Genomic DNA, 16,098 nt, shown 5'->3' on the forward strand with positions numbered 1-16,098 from the left:
CTGTTTCGTTAACGTCCGCGCTTCCATCGTGAAACTGACGCTCTTCCTGCGACAAGCCGGATATGCTCCTATCATATCGCTTGACATGCCAAAAGGCACCCTATTTCGACATCAAATGAAATAGGGTACCTTCGCATCTATTGGAGCAACTAGTTAGCGTCAACCTCGCCGCAAATAGTAGCAGCCGTTCACCTCAAGAGGGTTCCTTTCATTATTTCAGGAATTCCTCAAGCTTTTTCACGTTCTCCTCGTATTCTTTCTGTCTGTATTCCTGCACTTTCGCAAATCCGAGCGACTCGCGTTTAGCCAAGTAATCGTTCCATGCTTGGTCAAACTCCGCATCCGAGGAGGAGAGCAGCAGCTTCGGCAGCGTCTTGCCCCATTCCGTCAGGACCTTGTCGTTAATGATCCCTTCCTCGGAGCTGCCGTCCGGATCAAGCTGGTCAAATTGCGAGAAGCTGTGGGCCTTGCCGCGCGTCCAGTCTTCCATCTGCTTGAACGGCTCGACGGCCGGAGGCGCCCATGCCGGAGTCATGTTCGTGTCCATCATCATCCAGAAGGTGTGGGACGCGCCGTATTTTTTGTCAAACGCGCCGCGGTCGCTGTTCAGCAGCTCCACAACCTCAGGGAGGAACTGGTCCTTGCCGTCAATCGTATCCCAAGTAACGCCTTGCTTGCCGAGATACAGGTCGCGCTGTCCTTCTTCGGAGATCAAATAGCTCAGGAAGCGGATGGCGCGCGCTTTGTCTTTAACATCCTTGGAGATCAGCGTCAACGTCCAGCCGGAGATCGATGGTCCCGACAGCGTCGGCTGATCCAGATTGGAGTTGGCCGGTCCGTCTACCGCAATATATACGGAGTTCGGATCGTTCGCGTAAAGCACGTTCTGCTGGTTAGCCATGTCGCTGCGCTGATACAGCATCGCGAAATAGCGGCCTTGCGCAATCTTCTCTTCCATCTGCGGACGCTTATCCACGAAGATATCCTTGGACAGCAGCCCTTTCTCATTCGCCTGGCGCAGCGTCTTCAGCCATTTCACGTATTCCGGATCGGTGGAGCGGTCATACAGCTTGCCGTCCTTCTCCAGCGGGATCGCCAGGAAGTTTTGGATATAGCTCTCTAGCGAATAGTTGCCCTTCTCGTGGAAGTCGTGCAGGCCAAGCGGAATCAGCGGCTGCCCGTTCACGTCCGGGAACATCTTCTTTGCATCTTCAAGCGCTTTCAAGAAACCTTCAGGCGTGCGCATATCCGGCTTGCCGAGCGCCTCGTACATATCCTTGCGCACGAGGAATGTCTGGTTGGACGTGATGTTGTCGCTGAACTTCTCGTAATCCTTCGGCGAAGAGGACGCGTTCGGATAGCCGTAGATGTTGCCGTCGTCCTTCGTATACCACGATACCTTCCCGGGATCGGTTACTTTAAAGAAATACGGATCGTATTGCTCCGCCAGCTCATTCAGCGGCAGGACGAGCTCACCCTCGATCATTTTCTTAACCGCGTCATTGTTCCAGTCCAGCGTGATGAAATCCGGAAGCGTGCCGGAGGCGATCATCGTGTTCATCTTCTCGGTCTCATTGCCGGCAGGGACGATAAAGTTGATGTTAACCCCGGTTTTCTCCGTTACGTATTGGGAGGTGATGTCCTCTCCCCATTTGTTCGGGAACCAGGCGAAGTTGATGTACCAGTCGAACGTGATCGGCGATGTGTCCACCTTCCAGCCCGGATCGTCCTGGGTCAGCTTCACTTCCTCTGCAGGAGGCGACTGCTCCCCTTCCTTCTCGGAGGCGTTTTTGTTATCGCCGCCGGACGAGCATGCTGTCGTAAAGGCCATGACCAGCGCGAACATCAACAGCAGAAGGCTCTTTGGCTTAAGCATCTTGCTCATGTGTTTTTCCCCTTTTCTTATTTAGAGATATGATTATATAGAACCCTTGCCAGGAGTGGCAAGAGAAACTACCCTTGCTTCGGCAGTACACTCCAGCGGTTGCCCCGCCGGCCGTCCGGAAGCGCCGCCCTTGCTGCATACATGCCCTGGCGCTCCGCGGCCGATTACGGTTTAACCCTTGATGGAGCCGATCATCATCCCTTTGACGAAATAACGCTGCAGGAATGGGTAGACGAACACGATCGGAAGCGTCGTCACGACCATAGTCGCCATTTTGATCGACTGCGAGGTCACCGTCTTGGAGATGCCTCCCGGCACCTGGGCCATCATCTGGTTCGAACTGGACTGCGCGATGACCTTGTACAAGTAGGTCTGGATCGGCTGCAGATCCGTGTTGTTGATATAGATCACACCCGTGAAATAGTCGTTCCATTGGTACACGCCGTGGAACAGGGCGATGGTGGCGATGACCGGCATCGAGACCGGCAGCACGACCCGCAGGAAGATCGACCAATCGTTCGCCCCGTCGATCTTCGCCGCTTCTTCAAGCCCGTCCGGAATTTCCCGGAAGAACGTCATGAAGATGATGAGGTCGAAGAAGCTGAACATGGCGGGAATGATGTACACCAGGAAGCTGTCCAGCATATTAAGATCCTTGATCAGCAGATACGTCGGAATGAGCCCGCCGGTGAAGAACATCGTGACCGTACCGAGAAAAATATACAACTTGCCGCCGATCAGCCCCTTGCGGGAGAATGCGTAGGCTACCATCGCCGTAAACAGGACGTGGACAAAAACGCCGACGACCGTCTTGGCGACCGTAATGCCCATGGCCGTCATGATGCCGGAGCTTTGGAAGACGGCCTCAAAATTTTGCAGACTGAACTCCCTCGGCCACCAGTAAATGCCTCCGCGCATGGCGTCCTGCCCGTCGTTGAAGGCATTGACCAGCACGTACCAGATCGGGTAAATGGTCAGAAAGCATACGATCAGCATGCCGAAATTGTTGAACATGTCGAAGATGGCTTCGCCCTTTGTTTTGCGTTTAAACATCGTTTGCCGCTGCCTCCTTTCGTTAGAACAGGGATGTATCGTTCAGTTTTTTGGTAACCCGGTTGGCAATCAGCAGCAGGATGATCGCGATGATCGACTTGAACAGCGAAACGGCCTGGGCGTAAGAATAGCGTCCGTTCTGCAAGCCGGTATGGTAGACGAAGATGTCGATAACGTTGCTTGTACTTTCGTTCAGCGGGTTGCGAAGCACCAGGATCTGATCGAAGTTGGAGCTCAGCACGCTACTGACGGCCAGGATAAACAAAATGGAGATGGTCGCTTTAATGCTCGGAAGCGTGATATACCACATTTTCTGAAAGCGCCCCGCCCCGTCGATTGTAGAGGCCTCGTACATCTCCGGCGAGATGCTCGCGATGGCGGCCAGATAGATGATCGCGGACCAGCCGAGCTCCTTCCAAATATCCGACGTAATGACGATGCCCCAGAAATACTTCGGCTCAGCCAGGAACGTAATCGGCTGATCAATCATGTTCAGCGCGAGCAGGATTTTGTTAATGACGCCGGTGTCGGCAAGCCAGGTCATCAGAATGCCGCCCAGGATAACCCAGGAGATGAAGTGCGGCAAATACGATATCGTCTGGATCGTCCGCTTGTAACGGAACGACCGGATTTCGTTCAGAAACAGCGCGAAAATGATCGGCAGCGGAAACCCGATGAACAGCTTCAGCAAGCTGATCCCGAGCGTGTTGCGCATGACGCTCGTGAAATCGTCGTTGGCGAAAAATTCCTTGAAATGCTCCAGTCCTACCCATGGAGCCTCGCCAATGGACTTGATGATGTTGAATTCCTTAAAGGCGATGATGACGCCGTACATCGGGATATAGTTGAAAATAATCATCCAGATGACGCCGAGCAGCGCCATGATCTGCAGATGCCGCTGGCTGTAAAGCTTCTTGAGCCATCGGCTTCGGGCAAGCTTCCTCGCGTCCTCAAGGGGCGGCGCAGGCGCCCGGCCCGCTCCGGTCTCTGCTGCAGGTTCGGCATGGGGTTGATTGCGCATGGTTATGACCTCCAGGTTGATGTCTCTCTATTTTTGTAAACCCTTTCAAATGTTTAGCTATATTGTAGTCCCACACGGCATCCTCTCGTAAGGTTTCAGATTTCGTATCGGGGTGCTCATTTTTCGGGTGATTTCGGCAATCCGCCTTGCTTAGACTCTTTCAGCATCCGATGTCCGTAACGCCGAACAAAAAAATTGCACAAAAAAACATGAGCGGGAAGCTAAAGCTCGCTCCCGCTCATGTTCTCAATCTATATTAAGCTGCTGTAATTCGGTTATTCCGATTTCTCCTGCTCGCGCTGTTCGTGCTTGCTCTCATGCTCTTGCTGAAACTTTTCGCGCATCAGCTTCTGCATGATGAATTTTTCCTGATCATTGAGGCTTCCTTGGTTATCCTGAATGATCATGTTGTCGATGTTGCGCTTGAGTACCTCGGTATGCGTGTTCAATATGATTCACTCCTTTTAAATAATCACACCCCTGCAGATTCGTCCAAAAATCTGACAACCTGTGACAGGGACATGTGTATTACCTAACCAAACTCCATCCGATGAATCAGTTTCGGCCGAATTTCCAGGTATTGGAGCATTCGTGAGCGAACCCACGCTCTCCCTTCTTCCGGCTCTATCTCTGGGTATTAGCTGCTGCTTCCGTTAATCTGGATTCCCTTGCTGAGCGATTTCTGCTGTTTGTTCGTATTGATGAGCTGGGGAAGCTTTCTCGTTTCCTTGACCATAGGGGAATGACACAAGTGGCACACAGGCTCCGTGTCGAACGCAAAATCGTCCCGCATCCACCCTTTGCAGTCTTCCTTCGTGCATGCCCACACTTCCGTAATTTCCTCAGGAATACTCTCCATCGAGTTTTTACGCGAATACATATAACGCTCCTCCTTGTGCTTGTCGTTAGAAATCGAAAAACATCTCTCCTGCAAACGGGCGCTTGCCTGCAAGCCAGCCCGCCTCCGCAGGGGCCCCTGAACATCCGGCTTTTGTTGAAAAACGAAAAGAGGACTGCCCTTAATGTGACACATTAAGGGCAGTCCTCGCTCGTACTTACAGTTTTACAACGTTCTCAGCTTGTGGTCCACGGTTGCCTTCAACGATGTTGAACTCAACGCGTTGGCCTTCGTCCAGCGTCTTGAAGCCATCGCCTTGGATCGCGCTGAAGTGAACGAATACATCGTTTCCGCCTTCAACTTCGATGAAACCGAAGCCCTTCTCAGCATTAAACCATTTAACAGTTCCTGTTTGCATGGGGGAATCCTCCTTGATTTGTATTTACATGACCTTTTTTTCTTCGCAAGCGGAATAAAAAAATTCACATATTGCACAAGGTTATCTGAAATGACAACCCTCTACAATATGTGAATTCAGGTCGATTTCGATATTCATATCTTACCACATCTGCGCATCGATAGCAAATAATTTGAAAAAAATAATCGTACACCATAATGAACCGGTGCGCAAGCCCGATCTGACGGGCAATCGCCGCGTTTTATCCGCGCTAAAGACCGAAGCAAGACACCCCCGGTTTTAACGCCGGGGATTTCTTGCAGCTGTATATCTTCATCGAAAGGGCCGTATTATTGCCATTATTGCCGAAGCTCCCGAAGCGTCTCCCGCCATCTCTCCAGCACGTCATTTGGGTTATGCAGCCGGATCGTAACGGCGGACAGGATATCCGCATACTTCGCCCGGTCTTCCCGAACCGCCACAACCTCGGCGCTAAATCGCTGCCGGGGATGGCGGGCGTCCGGCACATCCGGAAGTGCGCGCAGCGCAAGCCGCACGTAGTGGGCCGCCCCCTCATTAATGGCGACCAACGTAGCTTGGCCTGAACGAAGAATATTGCCCGTCGTTACCGTGCCCGGCCACAGCGCGATCCGGATCGTGCTCCGGGTTAGTGCCAGCACCTCCCCGGCGCTGACCATGGCGGTATGCGGCCATAAATCCTCCGTAACGGTCAGCAGCATCATTGCCGTATGCTGCTTGGATTCCAGCTCCAGGCCGTTCAGCCATTGGCATAAACCTTCCGAGATTGAAGCCCTCTGCGTCACAGCGACATCCTCTCCTTCCTTGTTCTTACGAAAACTCCACCCAATCCAGCTCGACCCAACCTTGGCTTACGCCGATCATGAGATGGACCGGCCCTTGTTCGACCACAAGCTCCGAAGCAAGCCTGAACACCTGCCATCCTTCACCGCTGACAGACAGCTTCCCCAGCTCCCTGTCCCCGATCCGCAGCGTTAACTCTGCGCTGCCTTCCGGAAGCAGCGCCCGGACATCGAGCTGGTATGCAGCCGCTTGGGCGCACAGAGCTTCATAGGCGAGCCAGTCTCCTGCCTGCAGCTGCACGCATACCAGATTGTCCGTCTCCCACGGCTTGCCGCCTTCCGGCGCGTAGCTCGGCTTCTCGGCCTTGCCGGTCACCATCCGCATCGGGACGCCGTCGCTTACCCGCAGCCCGATGTTTCTTTCTGCCTTCGTGCCAACGTGATAAGAAACGCCTTCCCCGCGGTAGCCGTAAAATTCAGCCGGAATCTGGATCGGCAGCTGCCGGAACAGCGAACGCGATACATTCGGATGGGCGTCGCAAGCTTCCAGCGGAAGGCTGTCCAAATACGCCTGAAGGATGGCCTCGGCCTCTTCTTGGGAAGGCTTCGCTCCGCCCTCGAGGTAGCCCGTCAGCTTATCCCAGCCTTCCGGCCTCCGGATCGAGTACGGCGAGTTGCTTGTGTCCATCTTCTTCCACGTCCAGAAATTCCATGAAATATTGTGGTCCTCGAACAACCGGAACGCCCCCGTATACCACTGAGGGTTGTTCTCGCCGCCTTCGCCCATAAAGATGGGCACATTCCATTGCTCACGGTGATCCAAATACTTCTGAATGCTCTCCGTATCCGGATTGTTCCAATATTTATGGAATTGCAGCAGCAGATTATCGTCAAAAGGTTCATCGAATATTTGCCAATCCGTCGACCAGTGCACGCCTTCCAAAATGATCATATGGCGTTGATCCACTTCCCGAATCGCTGCCGTAATTTCCCGATAGAGCGGCATGACCCGGTCGTTATACTCGCTGAACCAATCCGGCAGCGGCTCGTTCAGAAGATCATAGCCGGCTACGATCCACTCATCGTAGCGCTCGGCGAGCATCCGCCACAGCGCCACCGTCCGCTCGGTATTCAGCGGATTTGTGAACAGCTCCGGCAGATCACGCGCTGAATCATCAATATTCGCTCCCGTCTGTCCTCCGGGCGCTCCATGTAAATCCAGAATAACATACAGCCGGCACGACCTGCACCAATCGATCACCCGATCGATCAACCGAAGATGGCCCTCATGGAAGTGAAAAGGCTTCTGCTGCCCCTCCTCCATAATAACCCTGGCATTGATCGGCAGCCGGATGGAGTTAAAGCCCTGCTCGGCGATCTGCCGAATATCCGCTTCTCCGATATACCGGTCATAATAGGTTTCCCAGAAGAGCGCTGCTTTCTCTTCTCCGATCAGATCCTTCACCATAGCCTCGATCCGCCGCGGCCGGTCTCCCTGCTCGGGCATCTTCCACATGTATCCTTCAGGCAGCAGCCAGCTGCCAAGTCCTACGCCGCGAAGCAAAATTTCTTGTCCTTCCCCGTTCACAAGACGTTTGCCGTCTGCACGAATGAAACCGTTTACCAATGAATTGCCGCTCCATCCCATCATGTCATCCTCCCCGCTTTCTTGTCTGTAACGAATGTACTTGACTGCCGATTTCCCAGCCGCCGCTTCCGATGACACGGCGATATACCTTCGGCTCGTAACGCATAACACCCAAACTTTATACGATGGCCGGGATGCCAATCCTTCTGCTGCCGAAAATCAGGGAAACATCCTGAAATTTCGTGCCGCTGCTTCTTAGGCCATGGTATACTGCAAGCGAACGGAACACGGTTTCTGAACGGAACAGCTTATGTGCTGTATAGCCCTAAACCCCGGTAAATTTCGGCCGCACGCTTTGGAAAGGATGATCCCTTTGACAAAAGAAACGAATCTGAGCCTGCTGTACTTGATTTCGGGTCCGCTTGGCGTTGGAAAATCAACGACAGCGAAGATGTTGGCAGAGCGCGTGGAACGATGCGTGCTGATTGAAGGTGACCTGCTGCTTCACATGCTGCATCATGAGCTCCCGCTTTCATGGGATGAACGCTTAAGCTTAACATGGAAGAACCTCCTGGCACTAACACAAAATATGCTGCGCCAAGGCCTGAATGTCGTTATTGATTTTGTCGTAGAGGATGAGCTCGAGTGGTTTTGCGAGCAGTTATCCGACCTGGATGTAAGCATAAAGTATGCTGTGCTGCATGCAGACAAGGAGAAAATCGCCGAAAGGCTGACAACAAGAGGGGATATTGATTCCCTGGAGCGCTCACTATTTTTGCTGGACAAATTGGTATCCATGCCGCAGAACCGGCAGTTCCTGTACGATACGGCGCTGAAGCGGCCCGAGGACACGGCGGAAGCAATACTCCTGGAGCCCCGTTTCCAGGTGCTTTCATGACATCGGCAAAAAAATTGCAGTACGTTCGTGCGACACAAAAAGGGTGGTTCCCCATTGGCAGATGCCTTCTGCCGGGAGCCACCCTTATTTCTTCTCCGCGTGCTTAGCCGCTTACGTCATCCTGCGGATGAGCTGCGGCTAATCCCGAGCGTTTACGGTGCCGCCTTGGTAATCCCTGGTGTAGAAGCGGCTGAAGCCGGAATTCCCGCCGAGCCCCTGCGCTCCCCGCCCGGCAGTTTGCCGAACAGGACCCATGTCCAGCCCCCGAGCCGGCGAATGCCGTACACCAGCAAGTAGGAGACTACCAGCGCCGCTGCCAGTCCGCCAGCATACCATGCAAGCAGAAGCCAGGAATTATCCGTCTTCGGCCGATAGTCCCGGTAAACGAGCAGCACCAGCGGGTGCACCAGATAAATCCCGAAGGAATACACCCCGATTCTTCGAAAGCCGCGAACCAGCAGGCTCCGCTTGCCGCCGAGGCGCAGAGCGGTCTGCATCATGACCAGCGCCGTGGTCAGCGTATGCACGTTCCAGAACGCGTCATAGACAAGCGGGTGAACCTCGATTCCATGCAGCCTCTGATTATAACGCAGCCCGATATGAACCAGCGCACTGGCGATCCACGTTGTCCACAGCGCGGCCCAGCCGAACCTTCGAAGCAGCGGCCTTGCAGCATGCCTGGCATCGGTCAGCCAGGATTTGACGCGCTCATAGTGAATCCCCATCCAGGCACCGAGGAAGTAATATGACAGAAACGACAGCGACCAGCTGTTTCGGTTCGTCACATGCCACCACGCGTCATTCCCCAAGTAGAAAATCCACTGCAGCACGATCCCGACCAGTACGCAGATGGCAGCAAAGCCCCTGAAGCGCTTCAGCAGGAGCAGTACCAGCGGAAACAGCAAGTAGAATTGAATGTTGATGAAAATAAAATACAAATGCGTGTACGATTTTCCCGTAGCCAGCTTAGGCCAGAAGCTATCCAGCATCGCAGAGACGTCGGTCACGCCTCCCCGATGGTACCAAGCCACCGTAAAAAACAGCACCGAGAAGATAAAATACGGCACCAGAATATACATCAGCCGGTTGCGGTAAAACCGGGCAAGGTCTTTGCCCCGAAACGGACGGTGATAGTAGTTGTAAAACAGCACGAAGCTGCTCAGAAAAATAAACGTCGTCGTACCGACTTTAGAAAATATGTTCAAAAAGTTGTATAAGCCAAAAAAATCGTCCCCGCGCATCTGGACCGTCGCGAACGATGTCGCATGCACCATCAGCACGCCCATCATCGCAAAGCCTCGAACCAGGTCGATTTCCGTAAGTTTGGCGCGTTTCTCCATTCATTTCCCCTCTTTTCCGAACGCCCCCTATTATAGCCTACGTTACACCCCCTTGGTACTTAAATTTTTCTGAATTTGGTATGGAACAAGCATTCTTTGCCATACCAGTGTAAAAAGAGCCTGGCAGGAAAGTCTGGACAACAACCGGCTCAGGCTGCATTTCAACATTCAGCGAATAGGAGGAGATTTCTGCTGATCGAATTCAAACGCGTCAACAAATTTTTCGGAAGCTTTCACGTTCTGAAAGAAATCGACCTGACCGTTTCGCAAGGGGAAGTCGTGGTCATCGTCGGGCCGTCCGGCTCGGGGAAAAGCACGCTGCTGCGCTGCATCAACCGGCTCGAGAGCATCACGGACGGCGAGCTCGTTGTAAACGGCGTCAGGCTGCATGACAAGCGAATCGATATCAACCGGTTCCGGCGGGATATCGGGATGGTATTCCAGCATTTCAACCTGTATCCGCACAAAAAGGTGATCGATAACATCATTCTTGCACCGATGAAGGTGCTGGGTATGACCAAAGCCGAAGCCACGGACAAGGCGATGACCTATCTCAAGCGCGTCGGCATTGCGGATAAAGCGGACAGCTATCCTTCCCAGCTGTCCGGCGGGCAGCAGCAGCGCGTGGCGATCGCCCGCGGACTGACGATGAATCCCAAAATCATGCTGTTCGACGAACCGACCTCGGCCCTCGATCCCGAGATGATCGGCGAAGTGCTGGACGTCATGCGTTCGCTTGCCCACCAGGGCATGACCATGGTCATCGTCACTCATGAGATGGGGTTTGCCCGGGAAGCGGCGGACCGGATCGTCTTCATGGATGAAGGCAAGATTATCGAAGACGCTACGGCGTCCGAGTTTTTCTCGCAGCCGCGCGAAGAGAGGGCGCGAACCTTTCTAAGCCGGCTGCTGCATCATTAGCCCGAAAATCAAGCGAGGCTTCCTTGGTCTCGGGATGATTCATTCATGACCTTAATGATTGATACCGTGAAGAACATTGATTTTGAAGGGGGATCCGAAATGAATAGAAAATTGTCCAGAACGTTCAGGTGGAGCGCGGCGGTGCTGTCGCTGATCATCATGCTGATCGCCGCGGGCTGCGGCAGTTCAGGCGAGGTTGACACGCTTGAGGCGATCAAGAAGCGCGGCAAGCTGGTGGCGGGCGTGAAATACGACACGAAGCTGTTCGGGCTGCAGGACCCTGCTACCGGCCAAGTGGAGGGCTTCGATATCGATATGGCCAAGGCCCTCGCGAAAAAAATCCTGGGCGACGAGACCAAGCTCGAGCTGAAGGAAGTCACCTCCAAAACCCGAATCGACATGCTGCGAAACGGGGATATCGATATTATCATCGCCACCATGACGATAACGGAGGAACGCAAGGAGCAGGTCGACTTCAGCGATGTTTATTTCGAGGCCGGCCAGTCGCTTCTCGTGAAGAAGGGCAGTCCGATCACAGGACTGGAGAGTCTGAACAAAGACACGAAAGTGCTCACCGTTAAAGGCTCGACCTCTGCGCAAAATATCCGCGAGAAAGCGCCGGACGCCGAGATTCTGGAATTCGAGAACTATCAGGATGCCTTCACCGCGCTCCGGGCAGGTCAAGGCGATGCGTTGACCACCGACAATTCCATTCTGCTCGGTATGCAGAAGCAGGATCCGAATTACGAGCTCGTCGGCGGCAATTTTACGGATGAGCCATACGGCATGGCCATTAAAAAAGGGAATCCCGAGTTTGTGAAGACCGTCAACGAGCTGCTTAAAGAAATGAAGGAAAGCGGCGAATATGACAGGCTGTATGAGCAGTGGATGGGCATCAAGCCGGAATAATCCGCTCATGAATGCAAGGCGTTCCAGGTATGCGCATACCGCCCCTCCTCTTTATTGATCGGGGGAGGGAGCGATTTTAAGCCTTACCGGACGCTGGCCTAATCCCCCTATCGGAGGTGAGGAACATTGAACCTGTGGGATTTCAGCATCCTGATCGATTATTGGGATGATTTTATGGCAGGCCTAGGTCGGACGGTTCTCGCAAGCCTCCTCGGGCTGATCGGCAGTTTGGTTCTCGGCACCTTGATTGCCATCCTCCGAATCGCTCCGTTTCGCATACTCAATGTGGTCGGGACCGTCTATGTCGAGTTCATCCGCAACATTCCGCTGCTGGTGACCGTTTTTTTCTTTTTCCTCGGGGTCCCTGCGCTCGGGATCGCCATGGAACCCTTTACCGCCGGCACGCTCGGTTTAATCGTCTACACTGCCGCTTTCGTTGCGGAGTCCATCCGGGCCGGTATCCAGGCTGTTCCTTCAGGACAATCCGAGGCGGCACGCTCCTCCGGGCTCAGCTATATTCAAACCATGCGCTACATTATTCTCCCCCAAGCGGTCAAAATCGTGCTGCCGGCAATCGGCAACCAGATGATTAATCTCGTGAAGAATTCTTCCGTGCTGGCCGTCATCGCCGGTCTTGACCTGATGTACTACGCGGACATCATCAATCTGAAAACGTTCAAGGGTATTCCGGTGTATACGCTTGTTGCCCTGTTCTACCTGCTGCTGACCATACCGCTCAGTCAGGCGGTTCATTACATGGAGCGGCGCTTTGCCAAAAGCAACTGATATCTTTTGAAACTTGCCGATCTCAGGATTTTGCAAATCCTCATCTATAAGGGAGGTGGCACAAGATGGATTTTATTGGCGCATATTCCTGGCCAAATTTGCGATATCTCCTTCAAGGCTTTTGGATTACGGTACAGGTTGCCGGCTTGTCGATTCTATTCAGCTTTATCATCGGAACCGTGCTGGGAACCGTCAGGTATACGAGGGTTGCCTTCGTCTCGAGGACGGTCGCCATCCTCGTGGATGCCATCCGTAATCTGCCGCTCCTGTTGATCATTTTTTTCATCGGCATGATTCTGCCTCAAGCCGGCATCCGCATTCCGACCTTTTGGGCGGCGGTCGTCGGGCTGAGCATCTTCGAAGGGGCGATGATCTCCGAAATCGTACGCAGCGGTCTCGTATCCGTCGATAAGGGGCAGATCGAGGCAGCCCGCGCCTCGGGTCTATCCTACATGCAGACGCTTCGGCATGTTATCCTCCCGCTCGCGCTGCGCCGAATGTCCCCGCCGATGGTGAGCCAATTCATATCGCTGATAAAGGACACATCCCTGGCCATCATCATTTCGCTGCCGGAGCTGATGCGGAACGTAAAGATTCTAAGCGGATCCAGCTTCTCTTATGTCATTCCGGCGCTTGTATTTGCGTCCCTGCTCTACTTCACCTTGAATTATTCGCTGTCGCTGGTTGCTAAACGGCTCGAGGCCAGACAGATTTAAGGAGACGAAGACCCTGGGCGCTTGCTCCGATGAAGCCTTCGTCAAGGAGGCAGGAGCTTCGCAAACCGCAAAGCTGCTTCTTGATCCCCAAGGCTATTCCTTGAAAACCTAAGGCTGCCCCTTAAACCGCAAGGCTGCTTCTTGAACCGCGAGGTCTTTTACGCCCTGCGGTTCTTTGCCGTTCCGTCATACTGGTCATTCTGGGGAAATTCGGATGATTTTCCAAGCGGACTGCAACCCTGTACGTCAACACATCGTCTAATGGGCATACATGCTAATCATTCACAAAGGAGTGCTAAGATGATGAAGAGAGGATTGCAGCTGCTGGTCGGCGTTTCCCTGATGGCCGGTCTTTGGCTCGGCCCGGCGAGCCCGGAGGCCTCGGCCTTATCTTGTGCTGAGCCCCGAAAAATCACCGAAGAGCTCAAAGTATCGGATATCGTGTTCCGCGGAACCCTCGTCTCCTACGACGAGAACGCCGACTTCATGAAAAGCACCTATACATTCTCGGTTTCGGAATGGTGGAAGGGCGATCTGGAGAAAGGGACGATCACGCTCCATCCTACCGGCTGGGACACCTTTGAGGAAGGAAGGGAATACATCGTGTTCGCGAATGCGGGTAAAGAAAGGGTCAAAGCCCGACTCTGCGGGAATACGGGGCCTTCCTCATCGGTCGACACCTCTTCCTTGGGCGAAGGCAAACAACCTGCAGCTTCCGAACTGCCCGAAAGGACGGCATCCGGGGCGGGATTCGGAAACCTCCTTGGCAGTGTGATTGAGATTATCCGCTTCCTATGCAGCAAATATTAAAACCGACTACCTCAAGCCTCGTGCCATCTCCACAAGAAACCCCCTATAGACGTACTCCCACAGAAGACAGACCGCGTTTAGCAGTATTTTTTCTTGCGATATCAGGCAGCAGATCCTCCGAGGTTATACTTTCTGATATCTTCAAAAATATCGAACCAATCCTCCGAACATGCGTATATAACAATAAGATTGCACAAGCTGACAGGAGGATGAGAGATGATCAAGAGATTTTTGCTGCTAACGCTTCTACTGGGGGTTCTCTCGGGCTGCTCATTGCTGGACAGCGTGAACAATTCCCTGGATTATACGAAGGAAGCCGGCACGTTCATCAATGAGGCTTCACAATTCGCCCAGTCCATCCCGGATCTGGCCCAACAGGCGGCTACGAGCGCGGATGCCAAAGAGACGCTGACCAAGGAGCTTGAAGAGATGAAGACCCGCATCTCGGAGTTTAACGGGATCGAGGCTCCCGCTTTTGCGCAGGATATACATGAGCAGCTTGTAGCTTTAAACGATACGCTGCTAACCGACATCAACGGATATATGGACCAAATCCAAAACGGTGTGACCGACCTCCAAAATTCCGGCATTGTTGAGACGGTGAACAAAATCAACGAAACGATGGACCTCATCCAAAACCTCCAGCCATAATCGAACATTCGCACAGCAATAAGGCTGTTCCCGAAGATCTCGCAGATCTCGAGGACAGCCTTATCGCTTGTGTCCGAAGACAGATTATGTCATGCATAGAGATCAATTTCGACTCACTGAACAAAGAGCTGAAGATTGCCCGTAAAAGCTTCACGAACGACATACCGGGTCTGGTCCGTGCTGGGAGTCAAAATCCAATACGTGCCGCGCCTCTCCGCCGGATCCTCCGGTTCCCAGGCCGCAATGAGCTGCCAGTCTTCTCCGTACCGCTCGTCGCAGGATTCCCGAAAGGCTTCGGCAATCCGGTCATGGGGCAAGAGCTCCAGCGGGAACGCCTGAACGCTGCCATAGGCCTTCATCCAGTCAGCGAACGGCACCATATCCGATGCATACAGCTGCGCATAATATCCTTCTCCTCCACCTGCTATGGCTGCAAAGGCTTGCTCGTCGCCTTCCTGAGCAGCCTGGTACAGCAGAGAAACCGTCTGAATCGGCGTCCAGAGGGGCGTATCATAATTGGAGGCCAGGAACTCCCTGTATTCCGCAGCCGACTGAATGCCTGCCGCAACGAGCTCCTCGAAGGACGCCTCCCTTCCCAGCTCATACGCTCCCGGATAAATCGCCGTCTGGTCGATCACCTTCGGTCCGTCCGGAAACACATTGACGAACCATACATTCTGATCCCCATAGCTCAGCTCTTCCAGCACAAGTTCGACCTGACTGCCGTAATGGATGGACAACAGCCGCCTGCTGTCTTCCGCCAGAGTCAGCTTGTCGAAGGACCGAAAGCGCTCCGGTTTCAGCTCGCGCTTCCCTGCTTCCTCGATCAGCACATCCAGCTTTGACGGCGTCATGCGGACACTGGCAATGTCCGCATACCGGAAATACGCTTCGCGATCCTCCGCATGCAGCGCTTCGTACATCTGCAGAACGGTATCGACAGCCATGCGGTCCCGTCTGTTCTCCAGCTGGCCGAGGCTCTGCGAAACCGTGCCCACTCGCTCCTTATCCTCGTTTGCCGTACGCTGGACCTCGGACTTCTCCGCTGGCGGCTGCTGCGCCCGAGCCGTTGAGAGCTCCTCGACGGAAGCCGGCATAGCGCTGGACAAAGGCTGCGGCGATGCCCCCTCTTGACTGCACGCCGCAGTCAGCAGCATCAACGCAATCCACAGGGATAATCCTCCCTTACGGCGGTACCGCCTTATACGATCATTCAGCTTGTACACCCCCTCGTAACGACAACCAACGATTTATATGTAATCTTTGTGTCAATCCCTATATATTCATCATCGTCATTCCCGAAGCGAATGTTAATTGCTGCAGCAATAAAAATCGCACGGATGAAAGAATTCACCCGTGCGATAGCTGCCATTGCCCCAGCGGCATCCTCGCCCAAACTCACGCAAGCCCAAACTTACGAGCTTATCGGGGATATAGGAAGGGCCTGCTGCTGCATCATGAACC

Annotated in this window: 17 protein-coding genes; 7 read left to right on the forward strand and 10 right to left on the reverse strand. The window is 53.6% G+C overall.

The genetic code is table 11. The features are described 5' to 3' along the window. Window positions 1-211: 211 nt before the first annotated feature. The 8 genes from NSQ46_RS27695 to NSQ46_RS27730 form a co-directional block, all read right to left on the reverse strand. Window positions 212-1,885, reverse strand: a complete 1,674-nt coding sequence (locus tag NSQ46_RS27695; RefSeq protein ID WP_007130571.1) for an extracellular solute-binding protein — start codon at window positions 1,883-1,885, stop codon at window positions 212-214. A gap of 171 nt (window positions 1,886-2,056) precedes the next feature. Further along, entirely contained in the window at window positions 2,057-2,938 is an 882-nt protein-coding gene (locus NSQ46_RS27700; protein ID WP_251536056.1) for a carbohydrate ABC transporter permease, read from the reverse strand. Between the two features lie 22 nt (window positions 2,939-2,960). After that, window positions 2,961-3,959, reverse strand: coding sequence for an ABC transporter permease subunit (locus tag NSQ46_RS27705; RefSeq protein WP_007130573.1), 999 nt, complete (start codon window positions 3,957-3,959; stop codon window positions 2,961-2,963). Window positions 3,960-4,234: 275 nt separating this feature from the next. Continuing rightward, a complete protein-coding gene (locus NSQ46_RS27710) occupies window positions 4,235-4,408 on the reverse strand; it encodes a hypothetical protein (RefSeq protein ID WP_007130574.1) in 174 nt (57 codons plus the stop codon). Window positions 4,409-4,596: 188 nt separating this feature from the next. Further along, window positions 4,597-4,839 (reverse strand): cold-shock protein, encoded by a 243-nt coding sequence (locus NSQ46_RS27715; RefSeq protein ID WP_028404717.1) that lies wholly within the window; start codon window positions 4,837-4,839, stop codon window positions 4,597-4,599. A gap of 175 nt (window positions 4,840-5,014) precedes the next feature. Next, window positions 5,015-5,215 (reverse strand): cold-shock protein CspD, encoded by a 201-nt coding sequence (gene cspD, locus NSQ46_RS27720; RefSeq protein WP_006207896.1) that lies wholly within the window; start codon window positions 5,213-5,215, stop codon window positions 5,015-5,017. A 338-nt stretch (window positions 5,216-5,553) separates the two neighbouring features. Beyond that, the gene (locus NSQ46_RS27725; protein ID WP_251536058.1) at window positions 5,554-6,018 is read right to left on the reverse strand and encodes a pyridoxamine 5'-phosphate oxidase family protein; all 465 of its coding nucleotides are present in this window, start codon (window positions 6,016-6,018) and stop codon (window positions 5,554-5,556) included. Between the two features lie 25 nt (window positions 6,019-6,043). Further along, window positions 6,044-7,666, reverse strand: a complete 1,623-nt coding sequence (locus NSQ46_RS27730; protein WP_342575504.1) for a cellulase family glycosylhydrolase — start codon at window positions 7,664-7,666, stop codon at window positions 6,044-6,046. A gap of 301 nt (window positions 7,667-7,967) precedes the next feature. On the opposite strand from NSQ46_RS27730, the gene NSQ46_RS27735 reads away from it, so the two are divergent. After that, window positions 7,968-8,501, forward strand: a complete 534-nt coding sequence (locus NSQ46_RS27735; RefSeq protein ID WP_040738801.1) for an AAA family ATPase — start codon at window positions 7,968-7,970, stop codon at window positions 8,499-8,501. Window positions 8,502-8,653: 152 nt separating this feature from the next. Here the strand turns inward: NSQ46_RS27735 and NSQ46_RS27740 are convergent, their stop codons facing one another. Continuing rightward, on the reverse strand, window positions 8,654-9,841 hold the full coding sequence (locus NSQ46_RS27740; RefSeq protein WP_342575506.1) for an acyltransferase: 1,188 nt from the start codon (window positions 9,839-9,841) through the stop codon (window positions 8,654-8,656). 192 nt (window positions 9,842-10,033) lie between these two features. On the opposite strand from NSQ46_RS27740, the gene NSQ46_RS27745 reads away from it, so the two are divergent. The 6 genes from NSQ46_RS27745 to NSQ46_RS27770 all read left to right on the forward strand — a co-directional run bounded on the left by NSQ46_RS27745 (window position 10,034) and on the right by NSQ46_RS27770 (window position 14,634). Continuing rightward, window positions 10,034-10,762 carry an amino acid ABC transporter ATP-binding protein gene (locus NSQ46_RS27745; RefSeq protein ID WP_040738845.1) on the forward strand — a complete coding sequence of 243 codons (729 nt, stop codon included), beginning with the start codon at window positions 10,034-10,036 and terminating at the stop codon, window positions 10,760-10,762. 99 nt (window positions 10,763-10,861) lie between these two features. Next, window positions 10,862-11,671, forward strand: coding sequence for an ABC transporter substrate-binding protein (locus NSQ46_RS27750; RefSeq protein WP_007130581.1), 810 nt, complete (start codon window positions 10,862-10,864; stop codon window positions 11,669-11,671). 132 nt (window positions 11,672-11,803) lie between these two features. After that, entirely contained in the window at window positions 11,804-12,457 is a 654-nt protein-coding gene (locus NSQ46_RS27755; protein ID WP_040738847.1) for an amino acid ABC transporter permease, read from the forward strand. A gap of 65 nt (window positions 12,458-12,522) precedes the next feature. Continuing rightward, window positions 12,523-13,173 carry an amino acid ABC transporter permease gene (locus NSQ46_RS27760; protein ID WP_007130583.1) on the forward strand — a complete coding sequence of 217 codons (651 nt, stop codon included), beginning with the start codon at window positions 12,523-12,525 and terminating at the stop codon, window positions 13,171-13,173. A gap of 300 nt (window positions 13,174-13,473) precedes the next feature. Beyond that, window positions 13,474-13,983, forward strand: coding sequence for a hypothetical protein (locus NSQ46_RS27765; protein WP_244152713.1), 510 nt, complete (start codon window positions 13,474-13,476; stop codon window positions 13,981-13,983). A 216-nt stretch (window positions 13,984-14,199) separates the two neighbouring features. Further along, entirely contained in the window at window positions 14,200-14,634 is a 435-nt protein-coding gene (locus NSQ46_RS27770; RefSeq protein WP_007130585.1) for a DUF6376 family protein, read from the forward strand. 113 nt (window positions 14,635-14,747) lie between these two features. Here the strand turns inward: NSQ46_RS27770 and NSQ46_RS27775 are convergent, their stop codons facing one another. Further along, window positions 14,748-15,860 (reverse strand): hypothetical protein, encoded by a 1,113-nt coding sequence (locus tag NSQ46_RS27775; protein ID WP_251536077.1) that lies wholly within the window; start codon window positions 15,858-15,860, stop codon window positions 14,748-14,750. Window positions 15,861-16,098 lie beyond the last annotated feature (238 nt).

The organism is Paenibacillus sp. FSL M8-0142 (assembly GCF_038597315.1).
Taxonomy (GTDB): Bacteria; Bacillota; Bacilli; order Paenibacillales; family Paenibacillaceae; genus Paenibacillus_AQ; species Paenibacillus_AQ lactis.